This window comes from Streptomyces viridochromogenes, assembly GCF_001270495.1.
GTDB lineage: Bacteria > Actinomycetota > Actinomycetes > Streptomycetales > Streptomycetaceae > Streptomyces > Streptomyces viridochromogenes_A.
This window is the reverse complement of sequence record NZ_LGUR01000117.1, coordinates 20,556-36,991: the sequence shown is the minus strand read 5'-3', so window position 1 is coordinate 36,991 and position 16,436 is coordinate 20,556. Positions and strand designations below refer to the sequence as shown.

At 67.4% G+C, this 16,436-nt stretch carries 14 protein-coding genes; 4 read left to right on the top strand and 10 right to left on the bottom strand.

Going from position 1 to position 16,436, the window contains the following annotated elements:
• Window positions 1-21: 21 nt before the first annotated feature.
• On the top strand, window positions 22-714 hold the full coding sequence (locus ADK36_RS12020) for an IS5/IS1182 family transposase (protein WP_053197297.1): 693 nt from the start codon (window positions 22-24) through the stop codon (window positions 712-714).
• Window positions 715-1,299: 585 nt separating this feature from the next.
• Here the strand turns inward: ADK36_RS12020 and ADK36_RS12015 are convergent.
• The 10 genes from ADK36_RS12015 to ADK36_RS50095 form a co-directional block, all read right to left on the bottom strand.
• Complete coding sequence (locus ADK36_RS12015) at window positions 1,300-2,439, bottom strand: XdhC family protein (protein ID WP_053197296.1); 1,140 nt, start codon at window positions 2,437-2,439, stop codon at window positions 1,300-1,302.
• A gap of 537 nt (window positions 2,440-2,976) precedes the next feature.
• On the bottom strand, window positions 2,977-5,322 hold the full coding sequence (locus ADK36_RS12010) for a xanthine dehydrogenase family protein molybdopterin-binding subunit (RefSeq protein WP_053197294.1): 2,346 nt from the start codon (window positions 5,320-5,322) through the stop codon (window positions 2,977-2,979).
• A complete protein-coding gene (locus tag ADK36_RS12005) occupies window positions 5,319-5,792 on the bottom strand; it encodes a (2Fe-2S)-binding protein (RefSeq protein WP_053197291.1) in 474 nt (157 codons plus the stop codon). The genes ADK36_RS12010 and ADK36_RS12005 overlap by 4 nt, the downstream gene beginning before the upstream one ends.
• Entirely contained in the window at window positions 5,789-6,661 is an 873-nt protein-coding gene (locus ADK36_RS12000; protein ID WP_048581017.1) for an FAD binding domain-containing protein, read from the bottom strand. The genes ADK36_RS12005 and ADK36_RS12000 overlap by 4 nt, the downstream gene beginning before the upstream one ends.
• Window positions 6,662-6,760: 99 nt before the next feature.
• Window positions 6,761-7,267 (bottom strand): type II 3-dehydroquinate dehydratase, encoded by a 507-nt coding sequence (locus ADK36_RS11995; RefSeq protein WP_048581016.1) that lies wholly within the window; start codon window positions 7,265-7,267, stop codon window positions 6,761-6,763.
• Window positions 7,268-7,281: 14 nt separating this feature from the next.
• On the bottom strand, window positions 7,282-7,803 hold the full coding sequence (locus ADK36_RS11990; RefSeq protein WP_078916167.1) for a type II 3-dehydroquinate dehydratase: 522 nt from the start codon (window positions 7,801-7,803) through the stop codon (window positions 7,282-7,284).
• A 10-nt stretch (window positions 7,804-7,813) separates the two neighbouring features.
• Window positions 7,814-8,965, bottom strand: coding sequence for an amidohydrolase family protein (locus tag ADK36_RS11985; protein WP_063776823.1), 1,152 nt, complete (start codon window positions 8,963-8,965; stop codon window positions 7,814-7,816).
• The gene (locus tag ADK36_RS11980; protein ID WP_053197289.1) at window positions 8,962-9,534 is read right to left on the bottom strand and encodes an amino acid synthesis family protein; all 573 of its coding nucleotides are present in this window, start codon (window positions 9,532-9,534) and stop codon (window positions 8,962-8,964) included. The genes ADK36_RS11985 and ADK36_RS11980 overlap by 4 nt, the downstream gene beginning before the upstream one ends.
• Window positions 9,531-9,710, bottom strand: coding sequence for a tautomerase family protein (locus ADK36_RS11975; RefSeq protein ID WP_234329744.1), 180 nt, complete (start codon window positions 9,708-9,710; stop codon window positions 9,531-9,533). Before ADK36_RS11975 ends, ADK36_RS11980 begins: the two co-directional genes overlap by 4 nt.
• Window positions 9,701-9,925 carry a hypothetical protein gene (locus ADK36_RS50095; protein ID WP_107086853.1) on the bottom strand — a complete coding sequence of 75 codons (225 nt, stop codon included), beginning with the start codon at window positions 9,923-9,925 and terminating at the stop codon, window positions 9,701-9,703. The genes ADK36_RS11975 and ADK36_RS50095 overlap by 10 nt, the downstream gene beginning before the upstream one ends.
• Window positions 9,926-10,400: 475 nt before the next feature.
• Here ADK36_RS50095 and ADK36_RS11965 point away from each other — a divergent pair, with 475 nt between their 5' ends.
• From ADK36_RS11965 to ADK36_RS11955, 3 genes are all read left to right on the top strand, one after another.
• Window positions 10,401-11,324 carry a LysR family transcriptional regulator gene (locus ADK36_RS11965; protein ID WP_199830155.1) on the top strand — a complete coding sequence of 308 codons (924 nt, stop codon included), beginning with the start codon at window positions 10,401-10,403 and terminating at the stop codon, window positions 11,322-11,324.
• Window positions 11,325-11,983: 659 nt separating this feature from the next.
• Window positions 11,984-13,636 (top strand): APC family permease, encoded by a 1,653-nt coding sequence (locus tag ADK36_RS11960; RefSeq protein WP_053197283.1) that lies wholly within the window; start codon window positions 11,984-11,986, stop codon window positions 13,634-13,636.
• Between the two features lie 236 nt (window positions 13,637-13,872).
• Window positions 13,873-15,846 (top strand): FAD-dependent oxidoreductase, encoded by a 1,974-nt coding sequence (locus ADK36_RS11955; protein WP_053197281.1) that lies wholly within the window; start codon window positions 13,873-13,875, stop codon window positions 15,844-15,846.
• Window positions 15,847-16,436 lie beyond the last annotated feature (590 nt).

Genomic DNA, 16,436 nt, shown 5'->3' with positions numbered 1-16,436 from the left:
ATGGCGTCTTAAGGGGTCACCATGCTGATCGTCACTCGTGAGGGCGACCGCCGCTGCAAGCTCCGCCCGTCCCAACGCGCGATGGTGGCACTGGTGTACCTGCGCGAACACACCACCCTGGCAAAGATCGCCACCGGGTTCGGGATCAGCGAGTCCACCGCCCACGCCTACACCAGCCAGGTCATCGACCTGCTCGCCGAACGGGCACCGGGTCTGCTGAAGGTCCTGCGCGAGACCAAGGCGGACTTCGTCCTGCTGGACGGAACCCTGGCGGAGTGCGACCGGGTCGGCGACGGCCGGGCCGACTATTCCCACAAACACCGGCGCCACGGCGTGAACGTGCAGGTCGTCACCGACTCCGGCGGCCGACTGCTGTGGCTCTCACCCGCTCTGCCGGGCCGGACTCACGACCTGACCGCGGCCCGCACCCACCGGATCATCCGTATCTGCGAGCGCCAGGGCGTTCCCATCCTGGCCGATCTCGCCTACCAGGGCGGCGGCCCGTGGCTGACCACCGGCATCAAACGCAAGCCCCTGCAGGAACTCACCCTCACCGAGAAGACCTTCAACCGGGCACTGGCCGCCGCGCGAGCGCCGGTCGAACGCGGCGTCGCCCGCCTGAGGTCCTGGCGCATCTTCCGCAGGTCCCGGTGCAGCCCGAATCGAATGACGTCAATCGCCAAGGCCATCCTCACGCTGGAGCGGCAACGCTGAAGAAGCTCATTGACTGGCAGGTGCGCTGGTCGACGGGCAGCCAGGTCGCCGCAGCAGTAGCGCACACACTGGAACGTACCTTCGCCGACCTCAAGAGGATGTGTTTGCGGTGGCGGTGGCAAAGCTGGACGTTGCCGTGATGGGGGACGGGGGTGAATCGGGTCGAATCGCCTTCCATTCGCCCTGCTGAATGGGTTGTTGCAGATCGAACGCCTGATCAGATGTCATCGCGCCGGCGTCGCGTTAGCGGCTGCAGAACCCGGGGGGCAGGGGCGGTCATCGGCAGGTGAACCGCCCCGGGTTATCCCACCCATGGCCTTATCGGTTCGAACCGTCCCCATTTTTTGCGGCTCGACCCGGACTCGCCCCTAACGGACACCTGCTGATCCGGTCGGAACTGGCCCCGGCTCCCACGTGCCCGTGCGTTCCCCGGTGGGGCCGCTGCAAGCCGGAACCGAACATAGAGTGGGTTCAAGTCGGGCCGGAAGAGGTGGGGCCAACTGCACCGATAAAGCCATACCCATGAACGGCTGCGCATCCTCGCCTCCTGGGCCGCCGAACAGCGCGTGCCGCCCTCGGCACCTGTCAGCTGACGGGGGAGGGCCGCCTCCACGGCACGGTGCGGTGGATCGGGCCCGTGCCCTGGGACAAGGGCAGACCCGAGCCCCCGCTGATGTGGGCGATGATCTCCGCGGTGATGGACACCGCCGTCTCCTCGGGTGTGCGCGCACCGAGGTCCAGGCCGATCGGGGAGCACAGCCGGGCCAGCTGTTCTTCGCTCACGCCTTCTTCCCGCAGCAGGCGCAGGCGTTCGTCGTGGGTACGCCTGGATCCCATGGCGCCGATGTAGCTGACGGGCAGGTTCAGCGCCAGACGCAGCAGGGGAACGTCGAACTTTGCGTCGTGAGTGAGGACGCACACGGCGGTACGAGCGTCCACCTCGGTGCGTTCCAGGTAACGGTCGGGCCAGTCGGCCACGACCTCGTCCGCGTACGGAAAGCGCGCCGCGGTGGCGAAGACGGGCCGGGCGTCGCACACCGTGACCCGGTAGCCCACCATGGCCCCGGCCTGGCTCAGAGCGGCGGCGAAGTCCACGGCGCCGAAGACCAGCATGCGCGGGCGGGACGCGTGGACGTGCACGAGGACGGACAGTGGCCCTGGGCAGCCCTGTCCGCTCCCGCCGAGCGCGACGCGGGCGGTGCGCCCCGCGCGCAGCAGGGCAAGGGCCTCGTCCACCACCACAGTGTCCACCGAGCCGTTGTCCAGCGTCCCGGAGATGACCTGGCCGTCCCCGAGAACGCTGAGTGTCGCCCCGAGGAGGCCGACTGGCCCGTCCACGACCTGGGCCACGGCGACGGGCAGGCCCTGCACAACCTCGTCGAGGGCCACGGCGATGTGCGGCTGCGCCGCAGGATCGACAGCCTGGACGAGGACATCGAGTTCGCCGCCGCACGTCAGGCCCACCGCGAAGGCGTCGTCGTCGGAATACCCGAACCAGGCACGGTGAGCGGCGCCCCCCTCGCGAAGCACCTGCCGGCACATGTCATAGACCGCGCCCTCGACGCAGCCGCCGGAGATGCTGCCGACCGCGTTGCCGTCCGCGTCCACGGCTACGGCTGTGCCGATGGGCAAGGGTGCACTGCCGCGGACGTCAACGACGGTGGCCAGGGCGAAGGGGCGTGCGTCGCGGCACCAGCGGAGCAGTGTCTGCGCGATGTTCAGCATGAGGCCTGTCTCCGTGGAGGTGAGGGGCGGGCTGCTGCCGCGCCGGGGAGTGTCGGCAGCCGGAAGGGGAGACGGGCTGCCCGAGGGTGGGCGTGCACCCACGGCCCGCCTGCGACTGGGGGGCTCACCTTGCACCTCTCCTACGCTCAGTTCCGTGTCCGGAGCGCCGCGGATGCGGCAGATCTCGCTCGGGGAGATCCCGGTGTCACCGCCCAGGGCCCGGATGAGGTCGTCCACGCTGCTGGTGGGCACCTCGTGCGTGCCTCCACATCACGGTGCAGCGGGCCTGGCCGGTGCGGACTTCGGGGGTCGCCAGATTCAGGTTTCGACTTGCGTCGTCAGTACCCTCGCGCGGCCCGGAAAGGTGCGTGAGGGCCGCCGGAGCGCACCGGTGAGTCCGTTGGACGCAGAGGTCAGTCTCTCACCAGGGGGGTGTGACCGGCGGCTTCGGCGGCGAGGACGGGTCGTCCTTGCTCCATGCCTTGGTGACGCCGTCGAAGGCGTCGCTGAGGAAGCGCACCAGACTCCGGAACCACTTCACTTCTCGACCTCCGGTTCCGGTGGGCGCGCTGTCGACCCAGGTGGCCCTGGCACTGGATGAGAGTCCCGCTCGGCGATCGTGAGGACGACTCGGTCCGCATCCAGGGGCAGTTGGTACGGCTGTACGCCCAGGACGTCACGGAGCGCCGAGCCGATGGCCGCCGCCGGGAGGATTACGGGCGGTTCGCCCAGGCCCTTGGCTCCGAACGGCCCGGTGTGCGAGTGGTTGGTCTCGATGAAGACGGTCTCGATGTTCGGTGGTACGTCGGCGATAGTCGGAAGACGGTAGTCGTGGAAGTTGCCGTTGACGATGACTCCCTGGTCGTTTGTCTTGAGGTTCTCTGTGAGGGCGTAGCCGATGCCCTGCACAACGCCTCCCTCGACCTGTCCGCGTGCGCCGACGGGGTTGACAACCCTGCCGACGTCATGGACGGCGACGAAGTTGAGGACGTCGACGCGCCCGGTCTCCTCGTCCAGGGCGATCTCCACGCCGTGGCAGTGGAAGGTCGGCTCACCCAGCCTGAGGAAGCGGGCGCCCTGCAGTTCGGAGCCTTCGACGGGGGCAAGCTCTGCTCGGTATCGGCCGGTCGCGACCACCGGGCCGGAATGCAGGTGAGCGGACGCGGACACTTCCGCGATGGTCATGCCGGTCTCCGGTGCGCCCTTGACCTCGACACGCCCTTCGCGGAGCACCAGGTCGGCCGGGTCGACCTCGAGCAGTCGTGAGGCTTCGTTTCTGATCTGCTCGGCGACGGCGCGAGCGGCGAGGACCGCGGCGTTGCCGGTGGCGAACATGGTGCGGCTGCCACGGGAGCCTGAGTCGTAGGGGGCGTCCCGGGTGCCGCCGGACTTCAGGATGACGCGGTCGGGCCGCAGTCCGAGCTCTTCGGCGACCATGCTCGGCAGGGCGGTCGAGATGGCGCCGGTCCCGATCTCGGTTCCGCCCGAGGAGAGCGTCGCGGTGCCGTCCTCGTGCAGTTCGACGGTCGCGGCCGACGGCGTGCCGAGGGTGGACCACCATGCGCAGGCGAGCCCGTAGCCGCGTCGTCGGTGGTCGCCCGGGGCGACGTCGGCCTGCCGCCATCGCTGGAGGCGGCTCTCGACGACCCGCATGCACTCGTCGGTCGTCCCGCGGAGGGTGATGAGCTCGCCCGTGGGGCCGCGGTCGCCTTCGCCGATGAAGTTGCGTCGTCGGACCTCTGCTGGGTCCAGCCCCAGCTGCTGGGCGATGTCCTCGATCTGCGCCTCGGCGGCGTAGACCATCTGCGGGCCCGACGGGCCGCGGAACGAGCCGGTCGGGCAGGTGTTGGTGTAGACCGCACGCCCTCGGATGTCGAGGGCGTCGATGCGATACGGGCCGGTCGCGTAGAACGCGGCCATCGAGGTCAGGACAGGGGTGTCCATCGCGTACGCGCCGGCGTCGAGCACGACGTCGCACCTGCGGGCCAGGATGCGGCCCGACTCGTCGACCGCGCTGGACATCCGCACGATCGAGTTCTCGCGCGGGTTGCCGGTCGTCATGTCCTCCGCGCGGGAGCAGACAATCTGGACGGGACGACCGGTGGCCAGGGTCATCGCGGCTGCCTGGGGTGCGAACAGCAGGTGCAGCTTGCCGCCGAAGCCACCGCCGATGGCGGGCACCCTCACCTCGATCGTGCCGGTGGGGAGGTCGAACAGCTCAGCGAGCTGGGCGCGTACGCCGAAGGGCTGCTGGGTGCTCATGATCAGCGAGAACCCACCGGGTGCGGGCGCGGCGGTCACGGCTCGTGGTTCCAGGTAGGCCTGGTGCGCCCGGTGCGACTCGATCTCGGTGTGCACCACGGCGTGTGCCGTGTCGAAGACGGCGTCGACGTCACCGCGCGAGATGTGAACGTCCTCGATGACGTTCGTGTCTCTGTCGTGCACCAGCACCTCGGCGCTCGTCAGCGCCTCGCGGGGGTCGACGACGGGTGTGGTCGCCTCGATGTCGACCTCGACCAGGCCTGCCGCTCGGCGGGCGATGGCCAGGGAGGTGGCCGCGACCATCGCGACGGGTTCGCCGACGAACCTGACCCGGTCACGGGCGAAGATCGGCTGGTCCTTGACGTAGTTGCCGTAGCAGCGGTCGGTCACGTCCTTCGCCGTCAGGACCTTGACGACGCCGTCGAGTGCCACTGCCCGGTCGACGTTGATGCCGCGGAGCCGTCCGGCCGCGACGAGTGACGGCACGAGGACGCCGTAGAGCACCCCCGGGAGGCGGATGTCCTCGGCGTAGGTGGTGTGGCCGGTGAGGCGCTCGGCCGCGTCGCGGCGGATGAGCCGGTTGCCGACGTTCAGGTACGGGCCGGACTCTTCTGCGCTCATCGCGGTGCCCCGCTCGCTCGCCGGACGGCGTCCAGGATCGGCAGGTAGCCCGTGCAGCGGCACAGATTGCCGGCGAGCGCTTCCTTGATGTCCTCGTCGGTGGCCGCTCCTGGTTCGGTTCTGGCGAGCAGCGCGCAGGTCGACATGATGATTCCGGGGCTGCAGAAGCCGCACTGGACGGCGTCGGCCTTCACGAACTCCTCGGCGACGACCGCGCCGATCCCGCTCGCGGTGACGCCTTCGACCGTCTCCACCGAGTGTCCCTCGCATTCCAGCACGTACATGAGGCAGCTGTTGACCGCTTCGCCGTCGACGGTGACGGTGCACGCACCGCAGTCGCCGGTGCCGCATCCGAGCTTCGCGCTGGTGAGGCCGCACTCGTACCGGAGGGCGTCCAGGAGCAGCGTGTCGGGCTCGACCGCGATGTCGTGGTCTGAGCCGTTGACCCGCAGAGTCATGTGTGTAGTCATCGTCGGTGTCCTTCTCGCGCACGCTCGAGCGCGATGCCGATCGCGCGCTTGGCGAGCACTGGTAGCACGGTTCGCCGGTGGGCGCGTGAGCCTCGGCCGTCGTCGATGGGGGTGGCGGTGTTGAGCACGAGTTGGGCGGCGGCCTCGATGGAGGGTTCGTCCAGCTCGGTCCCGACGAGCGCGTCGGCGGCGTCGGGGGCCAGCACAGGGGTGGCCGCTGCGGCGCTGAGCGCCACGCGGGCGGCGACGCAGCGTCCGTTCTTTATGTCCAGATGGGCTGCCACGCCGACGACGGCCAGGTCCATCGCGAGACGGTAGGTGAAGCGCAGATACGCGGAGGCACCGAGGGACGCGGGAACGATGATCCGTGTGAGCAATTCGTTGGGTTTGCGGACCGTTCGGCCGGGCCCGGTGAAGAAGGCGTGTCCTGGCACCAGCCGTGTCCCGGTGGTGGAGGCGAGCTCCAGCTGAGCGTCTGCCGCCAGAACCCCGGGGAGGGTGTCGGCTGCCGGTGAGGCCCGGCAGATGTTGCCGCCGATCGTTCCGCGCGCGCGGGTCTGCCAGCCGCCGACAAGCGAGGCTCCGTCGGTGATCGCGTTGGGCGGTATGACGGGCGTCTTCGCCAGCTCCTGCAAGGAGGTGGCGGCGCCGATGGTGAGCGTGCCGTCCGCGTCGAGACTGATACCTCGCAGGTCGGATACGTCCTTGATGTCGACGATGTCCTGGGTGCGGTCGACCATGCCGTCGGCACGCATCACGACGAGGTCGGTGCCGCCGGCGAGCACTGACGTCGGTCGGCGGTCCAGCAGGGTCAGGAGTTCGGAAAGGTTGTCGGGCCGCCTGTAGGCGCCGACGTCGGGCTCGGACATCTCCGTCCTCCTCGTCATGGTTGCCGTGTCGGGACGATGAGCGTCTCGGCGTGGGGTGTTCGGCATGTCGACCCGTTTGTGCGGGTTGCGGAACCGTGGTCAGTTGCTGGCGGGCGCGCGGACCGAAGCAGCCAGTGCGACGACCGCTCCTACGTAGCCGTGGTGGCGCAGACCCATGACGGTGGCGTCGCAGGACTGGGTGAACGTGGAGAGATGCCCGGTCGAGAAAATATTGGCGAAGTGCACCTCGACGAACGGCCTGCCGGTCTCCTCCAGGGCGATGCGAGTTGGGTCGCCGAATGCCCACAGCCCGCCGGGGTTGATGATGTAGCCGTCCATGTCGGGGTTGGTCTCGAGAAAATCGACGAGGTCCCCTTCGTGGTTGGAGTGGAAGGCGGTCACGTCGGCGCCGACGGCGTCGCCGACTTCGGTGACCAGGTCTTCGAGCGCCTGGAGGGAGGCGATGCTTCCGTAGATGTTCCTGTCGCGCCGGCCGAGATTGGTCATGTTCAGGCCGTTGAGCAGTGCGAAACGGAGGCGCCTGCCGTCCTCGGTGCCAGCGGTGCCAGCGGTGCCAGCGGTGCCAGCGGTGTCTGCGTTGGTCATCTGAAGCCTCCGGCTCAGCCGTAGAGAGAGCGTGGGTTGCCGTGCGAGCGGTTGATCTCGCTCGTTCCCTCGGGGTTGAGGAAGTCGAGGTCGTCGAGCGCGAGGGAGAGGGCCACCAGGGCTCCCAGGACCGCGTGCCGGCCGGGCCCGGCGAAGATTCCGGTGACGCTGGGGGCGAAGATCGATTCGCCTCGGAGCTCCTCCTGGCTCAGATGCAGCTCGATGGCGGGCTTCTTGGCGTCCTTGAGGACGTGCCGCAGGGACTCTCCTACGCGCACCAGGCCGCCGGGGTTCACGAGGAACCCGTTGACCTGGCCGGCGTTCGCGTGGACGTACTCGAGCAGCTTGCCCTCGTGGTTGGACTGGTAGTGCCGAACCGCGATCCCGAGGCTGTCGCCCCACGTCCGCAGCTCACGCTCGAACTCGTCGGCAGGCTGGAGCTGCCTGGTGGTGTTGGGGCCGCTCAGGACGGCGATCTCCCACCGCTGGTCGGTCGTACGAAGTGTCTTCAGGTCCACGGCGTGTCCTTTGCGCATCGGGAAAGAGTCAGGACCGTTGGGTCGCGAGCCGGGCCGGGGCCGGGGTGTTGCGGGAACGCAGCGCTCGGACCTCGCCGTCGATGACGACGCCGCCGATGCCGGGGATGTCCCCGCGTTCGATGGCGGAGAGCGCGTCGCCGGCGACGCCTCCGCTGGGAGGCTGCATGAGCACGAAGTCGGCGGGGCGGCCGATCGCGATGATGCCCTCGTGGCGGTGAAGCACCCGGCCGCCGTTCCCGGTGGCGAGCGCCAGGGCGTCCGTGGCGCTGAGGCCACCGAGGGAGGAGAATTCGGCGACCGTCTTGATCATGCCGAGCGGCATCACGCCGGTCCCGGTGGGGGAGTCCGTAGCGATCAGGATGCGGTCCAGCTCGTCGCGCTCCTTGGCGATCTCGAGCATCAACAGGCTGGAGCGCAGGTTGCCGGCCTGCACCAGTTGGAGAGCTCCGGGGGCCTCGAAGACGGCCTTGAGGTGCTCGTCGGGAAGGGACGTTGTGCCGCCGTTCGCGTGGCCGACGATGTCGCAGCCGAGCGTGATGACGTCGTCGAGCGAGACAGCCGCGGACCCGGGAACGGACGCGCCGCCTGTGTGGTTCATGACGATGAACCCGGCGGCCTGGGCTGCGCGTACCAGCGGGGCTGCCTCCGACTGGCTCTCGAAGGCACCGAATCCCACCTTCGCCAAGCCGACGCGTTCGGCGGCAAGCTCCGCGAAGTCCTCTTCCTTCAGGGAGGGACTGATGATGACCGAACCACCGAGCACCTTGACGCCGCCCGGACGGATGTTCTCCCAGGATCGCTGCGCTGCGATCGCGAGGCCCTTGAGACCGGCGCGGTCGCTGGGACGCCCGGGGACGTGGATTTCGGAGGCCGACATCATCAGGGTCGTGCCACCGTGCATGTAGCTCTCGATCCAGCCGACGGTCTGCTGTCGGGGAGTCCAGTCGCCGAAGGTGACGTGCACGTGGGTGTCGATGAGGCCCGGGGCGAGGATCGCGCCGTTGGCGTCGAGGGTGACGTCGGCGTCGCCGGTTTCACCGTCGACGCCGAGCGCCGCGATCTTCCCGTCGACACAGCGGACCGATTCGATCGCCATGAGTGGGTCGCCGAGTCGGCCGCTGACGGCACCGGCGAGGTTGATGATGTTGAGGGTGCTCACGGCTTCTCCTGGTTCTTGACGTCCTCGACCGTCATGCCGCCGACGCGGTCGTTGAGCCGGCCGCGGGAGGAGACGGCCACAATCACGGCCACCTCGTCCGCGAGCGGTGCGTCGGGGACGAACAGGGTGAAGGCGTCGTAGTGCGAGCGGACCCAGATCTCGTCCTTGTAGGCAAGGGGGACGTCGATGTGTACCCCGGGACCGGAGCGCTTGCTGACCGAGGAGATCCACGCCTCGCCGCCCACGGCGTCGCGTACGCCCTTGCCGAACTCGCCGATCTTGTGAGCGACACCGTGCTCGATCTCACCGTTGACGCCCACGAGGGACGCCTTGCCGTAGCCCTCGACCTCGAGTCCGAGGGTCTGCGCAGCGGTGGCGGCCAAGAGGTGCCCGAGCTTGTAGTTGTCGTCGGTGATGGCCGCGAGGTCGTGGGAGTAGGGCCGGCCGGCGTAGGGGTTGCTCAGCACAGCGATCGCGGCCGCCTTGACGAGAGGCCGGTCGGCGTCCTGGCCGCCCTCGGACCGGGTCTCTTCCCGGACGGTCAAAATCTTGCGGATCCGCAGTGTCATCGCTCTTCCTCCAACAGTCCTGCCGACTTGAACCACTGCGCGGGGTCTATGTCTCGGAAGATCACGTGGACCGTGTCCGGACGCGCATCGCCGATCTCCACGAATGCCTTGCAGATCGCACGCGCGAGCTTCTCCTTCTGCTCGTGCGAGCGGCCCTCGTACCACGTCACATCCACCAGCGGCACAGCACACTCCCGTCCGAACGAGCACCCGGCGCGGCCTGCTTGCTCACCGGACGGATCCACGGCGATCCGCAGACCGTCGCGCGCACACCGTTGCCGAACTCCCTGGTCTTCGTCGCGATGTCATGACCGTCGGCGGCCAGGCGTCGCGCCGCGGCCTCTCCGAGTCCGCTCGAGCCGCCCGTGACGGCGGCCACCCGGGAATTCATTGAGCTCCTCCTTTCGCAGGGTTCTGTTCGACGAGCCCTGATCGCGGGCGGACGGCCAACGCCCAGTGGAAGATCGCGAGGCTCCAGGCCGCGACCCACGGCCATGTCCCAACCGAATGGGATACGACCGCACCCGAGCAGGACCGTCTCCGGCGGCTCGAACCGCCCGCAATGACGAGATCACCGCGAGACCCGCCAACCGCGGCCCGCTTCTACACGGGACGCCGCCGATGAAGACGGCCGAACCGATCAAGACATCTGCGCACTGTTGTTCTGGCGCTTCAGCCTCGAGCCGACGCCGGGCAACCGCGTGGTCCGCACGTCGCTGTCATGGGATTCCATCGTCGTTCCTGACTTCGCAGCCGGTGCGGCGCATGAGCGCCGGTGCAACACAGGATGCCGCGACAATTGATTCATGAATAGCGCGGAAACTTGTCCAGTACCTTGCAGAATTCCTTCATGGTAGGTTCCGGGCGTGAAGTTCGATCTCCACCGCATGCGGTTGCTTCGAGAGCTGGCGCAACGCGGCACCGTCACCTCGGTGGCCGCCGCGCTGACCTACAGTCCGTCAGCCGTCTCCCAACAGCTCGCTGTGCTCGAGGAAGAGATCGGAACGAGGCTTCTCGAGCCGGACGGCCGGCGCATCAGACTCACCGAGCAGGCGCACATCCTCGTCGCTCACACAGCCGCCGTGCTGGAGCAGCTGGAGCGTGCTGAAACAGACATCCTCGCGTCGCTGGACACCGTCGTGGGCACGATCAGACTCGCCACGGTCCAGACCGCCGCGCTCGCACTCGTGTCCGCGACGCTGACCTCGCTGGCGGAGGGCCACCCCGGACTGAAGGTTCAGTTCACCCAAGCCGAGCCCGAAGTCGCCCTGCCCGGGCTGCTGGCACGCGAGTTCGATCTGGTCTGCGGCGAAAACTACGTCGACTACCCGACCAGCCGCTCGAGCGAGATGAACTTCGATGTGGTTGCCGAAGATCCCATCCGCGTCGCGTTCTTGCAGCCGCCCGAGGGACGCGAACCGAGCGAGGTAGTTCTTACTGATCTTGCCGGCTGCCCTTGGGTTCTGGAGCCAGAAGGCAGTCCAGGGCGCGACTGGGCCATGGCCACCTGCCGCCAAGCCGGCTTCGAACCAAGAGTGGCGCACGAAACCTCTGACGTACTGGTGCAAGCGCAACTCGTCGCGAGCGGCCACGCGGCGGCGTTCCTGCCGGACCTCACCTGGTTCGACCGCGAACCGAGGTTCCACCTGCGCCAGATGGCGGCCTCGCACGTACGGCAAATTGTCACGACCTGCCGGGCCGGCTCACACCGCAACCCCGCGCTCGTCGCCGTGCGCGGCGCGCTTCGACAGGCCTACCAGCACAGCAGGCCCAGCATCACCGACCGTTAGGCCCCTGAGGGTCATCAACTCGCTGTCTTGATCATTGGTGAGACCGTGACACCCGCCGCGCTCCCGTGCTCGTGGAGGTGCTCCAGGGGTGGTGAGGTGGGGGCCGGCGGGATGGATGGTGTGTCCAGTCATGCTCAGGAGTTGGCGGGTATCACGTGTCCGCGGCAGAGGTCGGGGAGTCATGTGATCCCCCACGGCCCGGTGTCCGCTCCGCCGCGTCCGGAATGACAGCGCGATGACCATCGACCCGGCACAACCCTGACCGCGACGCCAACGCGCCCACCCTGGCGCCGGCGTGATCGCGAAGCCCCGCCGGAAGACCTGGCGGGGCTCTTTCGGCCCCACGGCATGAACACCGCGACGGCGTCCCCTGGTCACGCCGAACGTCGGTCAACAGATTTGCGGCTGTTGGGCCCGGCTACATAGAGAAGTATTTCTTAAAGGTTCCATCCATCTTTCCCCGCTTTACCTGGAGAGCGGGACGTGCGTGACTTGGCCCCACGCTGATCGAGGGACCGGGGACTCGATGTCTGCAAAGCGCGTGAAGAACTGCATGGAACCGTCCTGTGCCCTCGGTGCGCGACCGCTGCTCGTCACGTCGCGTACCGGGATTGCGAGCCACCCCAGCCCCACCTCACCACGAGCGACTAGGAGACAGCGTGAGTGCGAGTACCGATGTAGCCGACCATGGCCTCAAGCGCCAACTGTCCCGCATGAGCATCCTTCAGATCACGATCAACTCGATCATCGGAACGGGGTGGCTGTTCAGTGCGATGAACGCTGCCGCGATTGCCGGCCCGGCGGCGTTGCTCGCTTGGTTTGTCGCGATCGCGATTCTCGTACTCATCGCTTTCAACCATGCCGAGTTGGGCGCGATGTTCTCCGTGGCCGGAGGCTCGGCCCGGTTCGTCCACTATTCTCACGGGACCCTCGCCGGATTCGGTATCGGCTGGATGGCCTGGATCTACGGAGCGGCGACCGCCCCCATCGAGGTTCAGGGAGTCCTCAGCTACGCCGAGGGTTACACGCACCTGAACCTGTTCGACGGCGACGGGACCCTGACCTCGCTCGGCTATGTCGTTGCCATCTCACTGTTGGCAATCTTCGTCGTGCTCAACCTGTTCGCGATCAAGGCCCTGGGCCGAGTACACAACGCGATCACCTGGTGGAAGATCGGCACCATCGCGCTGGTCATCGTGGCTATCCTGTTCGCCCGCTTCCAACCGTCGAACTTCCACTCCCACGGCTTCGCGCCGTACGGCTTCCATGGCGTGCTGGCCGCTGTCGCCATCGGCGGCATCGTCTTCGCCTACACCGGCTTCGAGCAGGCTGTTCAGCTCGGCGCCGAGACCAAGAACCCCGGCCGGAACATCCCGTTCGCACTCCTCGGATCCCTCGTTGTCTGCTCGATCCTCTATATCGGCCTTCAGGTCGCGTACATCGGCGCGCTCTCGCCCGCGAAACTGGCGCATGGCTGGGAAGGAACCAGCGTCGACGTCACCACTGGTCCGTTTGCGGCATTGGCCACGTCTCTTGGCTTGGGCCTGATTGCCGCGATCGTCTACATCGACTCCGTCGTTTCCCCGTCCGGCAACGGAGTTGCCTACGTCACCTCGACCGCGCGAGTCACCTACGGAATGGGGCGAAACGGGTACATTCCCGACGTGGTCACTCGCGTCGACAAGCGTGGCGTCCCCGTCATCGGCGTGATCATCAGTTTCGTGGTCGGCCTGCTGTGCCTGCTGCCGTTCCCGAGCTGGCAGTCCCTCCTCGGATTCCTCACCTCCGCGACGGCCATGCTGTGGGCAGGCGTTCCCATCGCGCTCGGGTCGCTCCGGCGCTCATTCCCCGACGCGGCCCGTCCGTTCCGACTCAGGCCAGCTGGTCTCTGGGCGCCTCTGGGCTTCGCCGCAGCCAACCTGCTCGTGTACTGGACCGGTTGGGAAACGGACTGGAAGGTCTTCGTCGCCATCGGCATCGGCTACGCGGTGTTCTTCACCAACCGCGCCTTCCAGCAAGCCGAGGACCGACCCGACCTCGACTTCCGATCTTCCTGGTGGGTATGGGTCTGGATCCTCGGGACAGCGGCCATCAGCTACATGGGCACCTTCGGCCAAGCCTCCCACCCCAGCGGTCTGGGCTACCTGCCGTTCCCCTACTGGGACACCGCAGTCATGGTTGCTTTCAGTCTCGCCGTCTACTACCTGGCGATCGCGACGCGGCTGCCGACCGAGAAGGCGCAGCAGTACGCCCCGAGCGACGGCGAACTCAACCTTGAGTCCCGCGAGATGGGAGCGACCACCCTTGCTTAGCCGTCCAGCAGTGCACCCGACCCTCGGCGCCACGCGACACAGACTCAGCCAGTCGCGAGACATGAACATCGACCAGAGGGTCCATGCGCCGGCGAGCGCAGGAGTGACCCGGCTCAACGACCGGCCGGCGCCACCACCCGGGCACGCGAATTCCGGCTCCAGGACACCTCGAGGGACCGAATGCGCCGGTCGCGCGCACTCGCACCTGACCCGAGCACAAGACCCAGGACTCTGACATGACGGACTTCCCGAACCTCTTCAACCCGATTCAGGTAGGTCCATGCACCCTGAAAAACAGGATCATGAACACCGGCCACGCCGCACACTTCCAACTGGGGGACGGCACCCCGACCGATGCATACGCCTACTACGTTCGCGAACGAGCCAAGGGCGGCGCCGGTGTCATCGTCACCGGGCATACGGTTCCCGTCTATGACGGCGACGCGTCACTCTCGCTGGCCACCTACAGCGACGCGACCATGGACGCGTTCAGCAAGATGGCACAGGGGTGCCACGAGTTCGACGTGCCCCTCATCGCGCAGCTCGGTCACCGTGGACGTCGCCTCATGGATCACGCTGGATTCCTTCGCCGCGACATCGTCGCCCCGTCGCCGGTCCCGACCCCCGACTATTCGGTGCCGCTGTTCATGCCCCACGAGCTGTCGACCGGCGAAGTGGAAGGGATCGTCGAGTCGTTCGGCGCCGCCGCGGACCGTATGCGTCGCTGCGACTTCGACGGGATCGAGCTGTCCATCGGCATGGACTACCTGTTCGCGAACTTCCTGCATCCGCACGGCAATCGCCGCGACGACAAGTACGGCGGCAATGACCTGCGTGAACGGATGACGTTCCTCAGCGAAGTGCTCGAGGTGACGCGCGAAGGCATCGGCAAGGACCGGATTCTCGGCGTCCGACTCTACGACGACGGTGTGGACTACAGCATGAGTCTGCCCGACCACGTCGAGCTGGCGAAGATCCTCGAAGCAGAGCAGCTCGTCGACTACATCAGCATCTGGCAGGCCATCACCTCCGTCCCCCGAAGCGGTCGCGCACACTGGCCCAGCCACTACTTCGAGACCGGAGCCTTCATCCACCTGTCCGCGGCCATGAAGGACGCCGGCATCACACTGCCGATCATCGGAGCGGGTCGTCAGGACTCACCGGCCTTCGCAGAGCAGAGCATCGCCGACGGAAAGCTCGACATCGTCGGAATGGCGAAGACCCTCATCGCCGACCCACACTTCCCGAACAAGGCGCGGGAAGGCCGCACCGACGACATCCGCACCTGCATCGCCTGCACCCAGTCCTGCGTCGGCCATGTCGACAAAGGTCTCGGCGTCGGGTGCATCTACAACCCCGTCACCGGCCGGGAACAGGCGTGGGGAGAGCTGGAGCCGGTTGACGAACCGAAGCGGGTCGTCATCGTCGGCGCCGGACCGGCCGGCATGGAGGCCGCCCGCACCGCTGCCATGCGGGGACACCACGTGGTCCTCTTCGAACGCGACCAGCGCATGGGCGGCCAGGTCAATCTCGTCATGACGACACCGAGACGCGGCAACTTCGAGGAGGTCATCCTCTGGTTCGAACGGCAGCTGCCGAAGCTCGGGGTGGATGTTCGACTCGGCGTGGAGGCTGACGCGAAGACCGTCCTGGCCGAGTCTCCCGACGTCATCCTCGTCGCCACCGGGTCCACGCCCTTCGTTCCAGAGGTGACCGGCGCGGACCTCCCGCACGTGCGCACTGCGCGAGAAGTCCTCGCCGACGACACCGTGGCCGGCACGAACGTACTCGTGTTCGACGTCGGCGGCCGGGCAGAAGGGGCTACTACAGCCGACTACCTCGCCGCCAAGCGACACAACGTCAGGTTCGTGACCGGGATGGAGACCGTGGCCCCCGAAATGCCGTCGCCGGCGCGACACCATCTGCTCGAAGTACTCATGAACAGCCCACGAGTCGAGCTGCAGACCCACACCTCGATCCACGAGATCGAAGAAGGCTCGATCACCACGTTCAATGTCGTCACCTGGGAGCCCGACAGCATCGAAGGCATCGACACCGTCGTCGTAGCCGCCGGCGGCATCGCTGACGACTCGCTCTACCGACAGCTGGCGAAGCAGCACCCGGACGTCCAAGCGATCGGTGACTGCTACCAGCCGCGGGACATCGAGATTGCCATCGTCCACGGACACCAGGCCGGTCGCGAGATCTGACAGGTGTAGGGCAGGAGTCCAGCTCCAAGGCGCGCAGCGCCGGAGCCCATGTGATTGAGCCTCCGCCAACTTGAAGTCGCAGGTCAAAGGGCTGGTGTGATAGCCGTCGAGGGTGCTCACGCTGGTCGTGGGCGGCAGTCCGCGGAGTAGATCGTCGGTCAACCGGCAGCGCCGACAAGTGGCCGATCCCGCTCTGGGGCCTCAGAAGGATTCTCAGCCCGCGTTTCCCGATCCACAGCCCCCAGCGCGGGCCTTCATGACCGAGGACAACTACCGAAGGATCAAGACCCACTACTCACAGGGCCTGACTGCCACGGAGACATGGCGCTACTTCCTCGACAACCACGACACCTAGATCCCCCTGACCACCATCACGGCGCTCTGCATCGCCCTCGCCCGAGAATCCCAGGCAGCCAATCCCAACGACGACGAGTGAGTAACACACGGTCACATCTCCGAACTTGAGCAGAGCAGCCGAGCTACGCCTTCCTTGGCGATCCCATAGCCCTCGGCCTGCAGCCGGTCAACGCCCGGAACCCTATAACTCTTGAGGTTTCCGGCCGCGTGCCATCACCGGACGATGAGTGCCC

Excerpts from the sequence above, each read along its gene's own strand:
- ADK36_RS11980 (WP_053197289.1), bottom strand. The coding sequence starts at position 9,534 with ATGACACTGCGGATCCGCAAGATTTTGACCGTCCGGGAAGAGACCCGG.
- ADK36_RS11955 (WP_053197281.1), top strand. The coding sequence starts at position 13,873 with ATGACGGACTTCCCGAACCTCTTCAACCCGATTCAGGTAGGTCCATGC.
- ADK36_RS11990 (WP_078916167.1), bottom strand. The coding sequence starts at position 7,803 with ATGCGCAAAGGACACGCCGTGGACCTGAAGACACTTCGTACGACCGAC.
- ADK36_RS50095 (WP_107086853.1), bottom strand. The coding sequence starts at position 9,925 with ATGAATTCCCGGGTGGCCGCCGTCACGGGCGGCTCGAGCGGACTCGGA.
- ADK36_RS12010 (WP_053197294.1), bottom strand. The coding sequence starts at position 5,322 with ATGAGCGCAGAAGAGTCCGGCCCGTACCTGAACGTCGGCAACCGGCTC.
- ADK36_RS12020 (WP_053197297.1), top strand. The coding sequence starts at position 22 with ATGCTGATCGTCACTCGTGAGGGCGACCGCCGCTGCAAGCTCCGCCCG.
- ADK36_RS12005 (WP_053197291.1), bottom strand. The coding sequence starts at position 5,792 with ATGACTACACACATGACTCTGCGGGTCAACGGCTCAGACCACGACATC.
- ADK36_RS11995 (WP_048581016.1), bottom strand. The coding sequence starts at position 7,267 with ATGACCAACGCAGACACCGCTGGCACCGCTGGCACCGCTGGCACCGCT.
- ADK36_RS12000 (WP_048581017.1), bottom strand. The coding sequence starts at position 6,661 with ATGTCCGAGCCCGACGTCGGCGCCTACAGGCGGCCCGACAACCTTTCC.
- ADK36_RS12015 (WP_053197296.1), bottom strand. The coding sequence starts at position 2,439 with ATGCTGAACATCGCGCAGACACTGCTCCGCTGGTGCCGCGACGCACGC.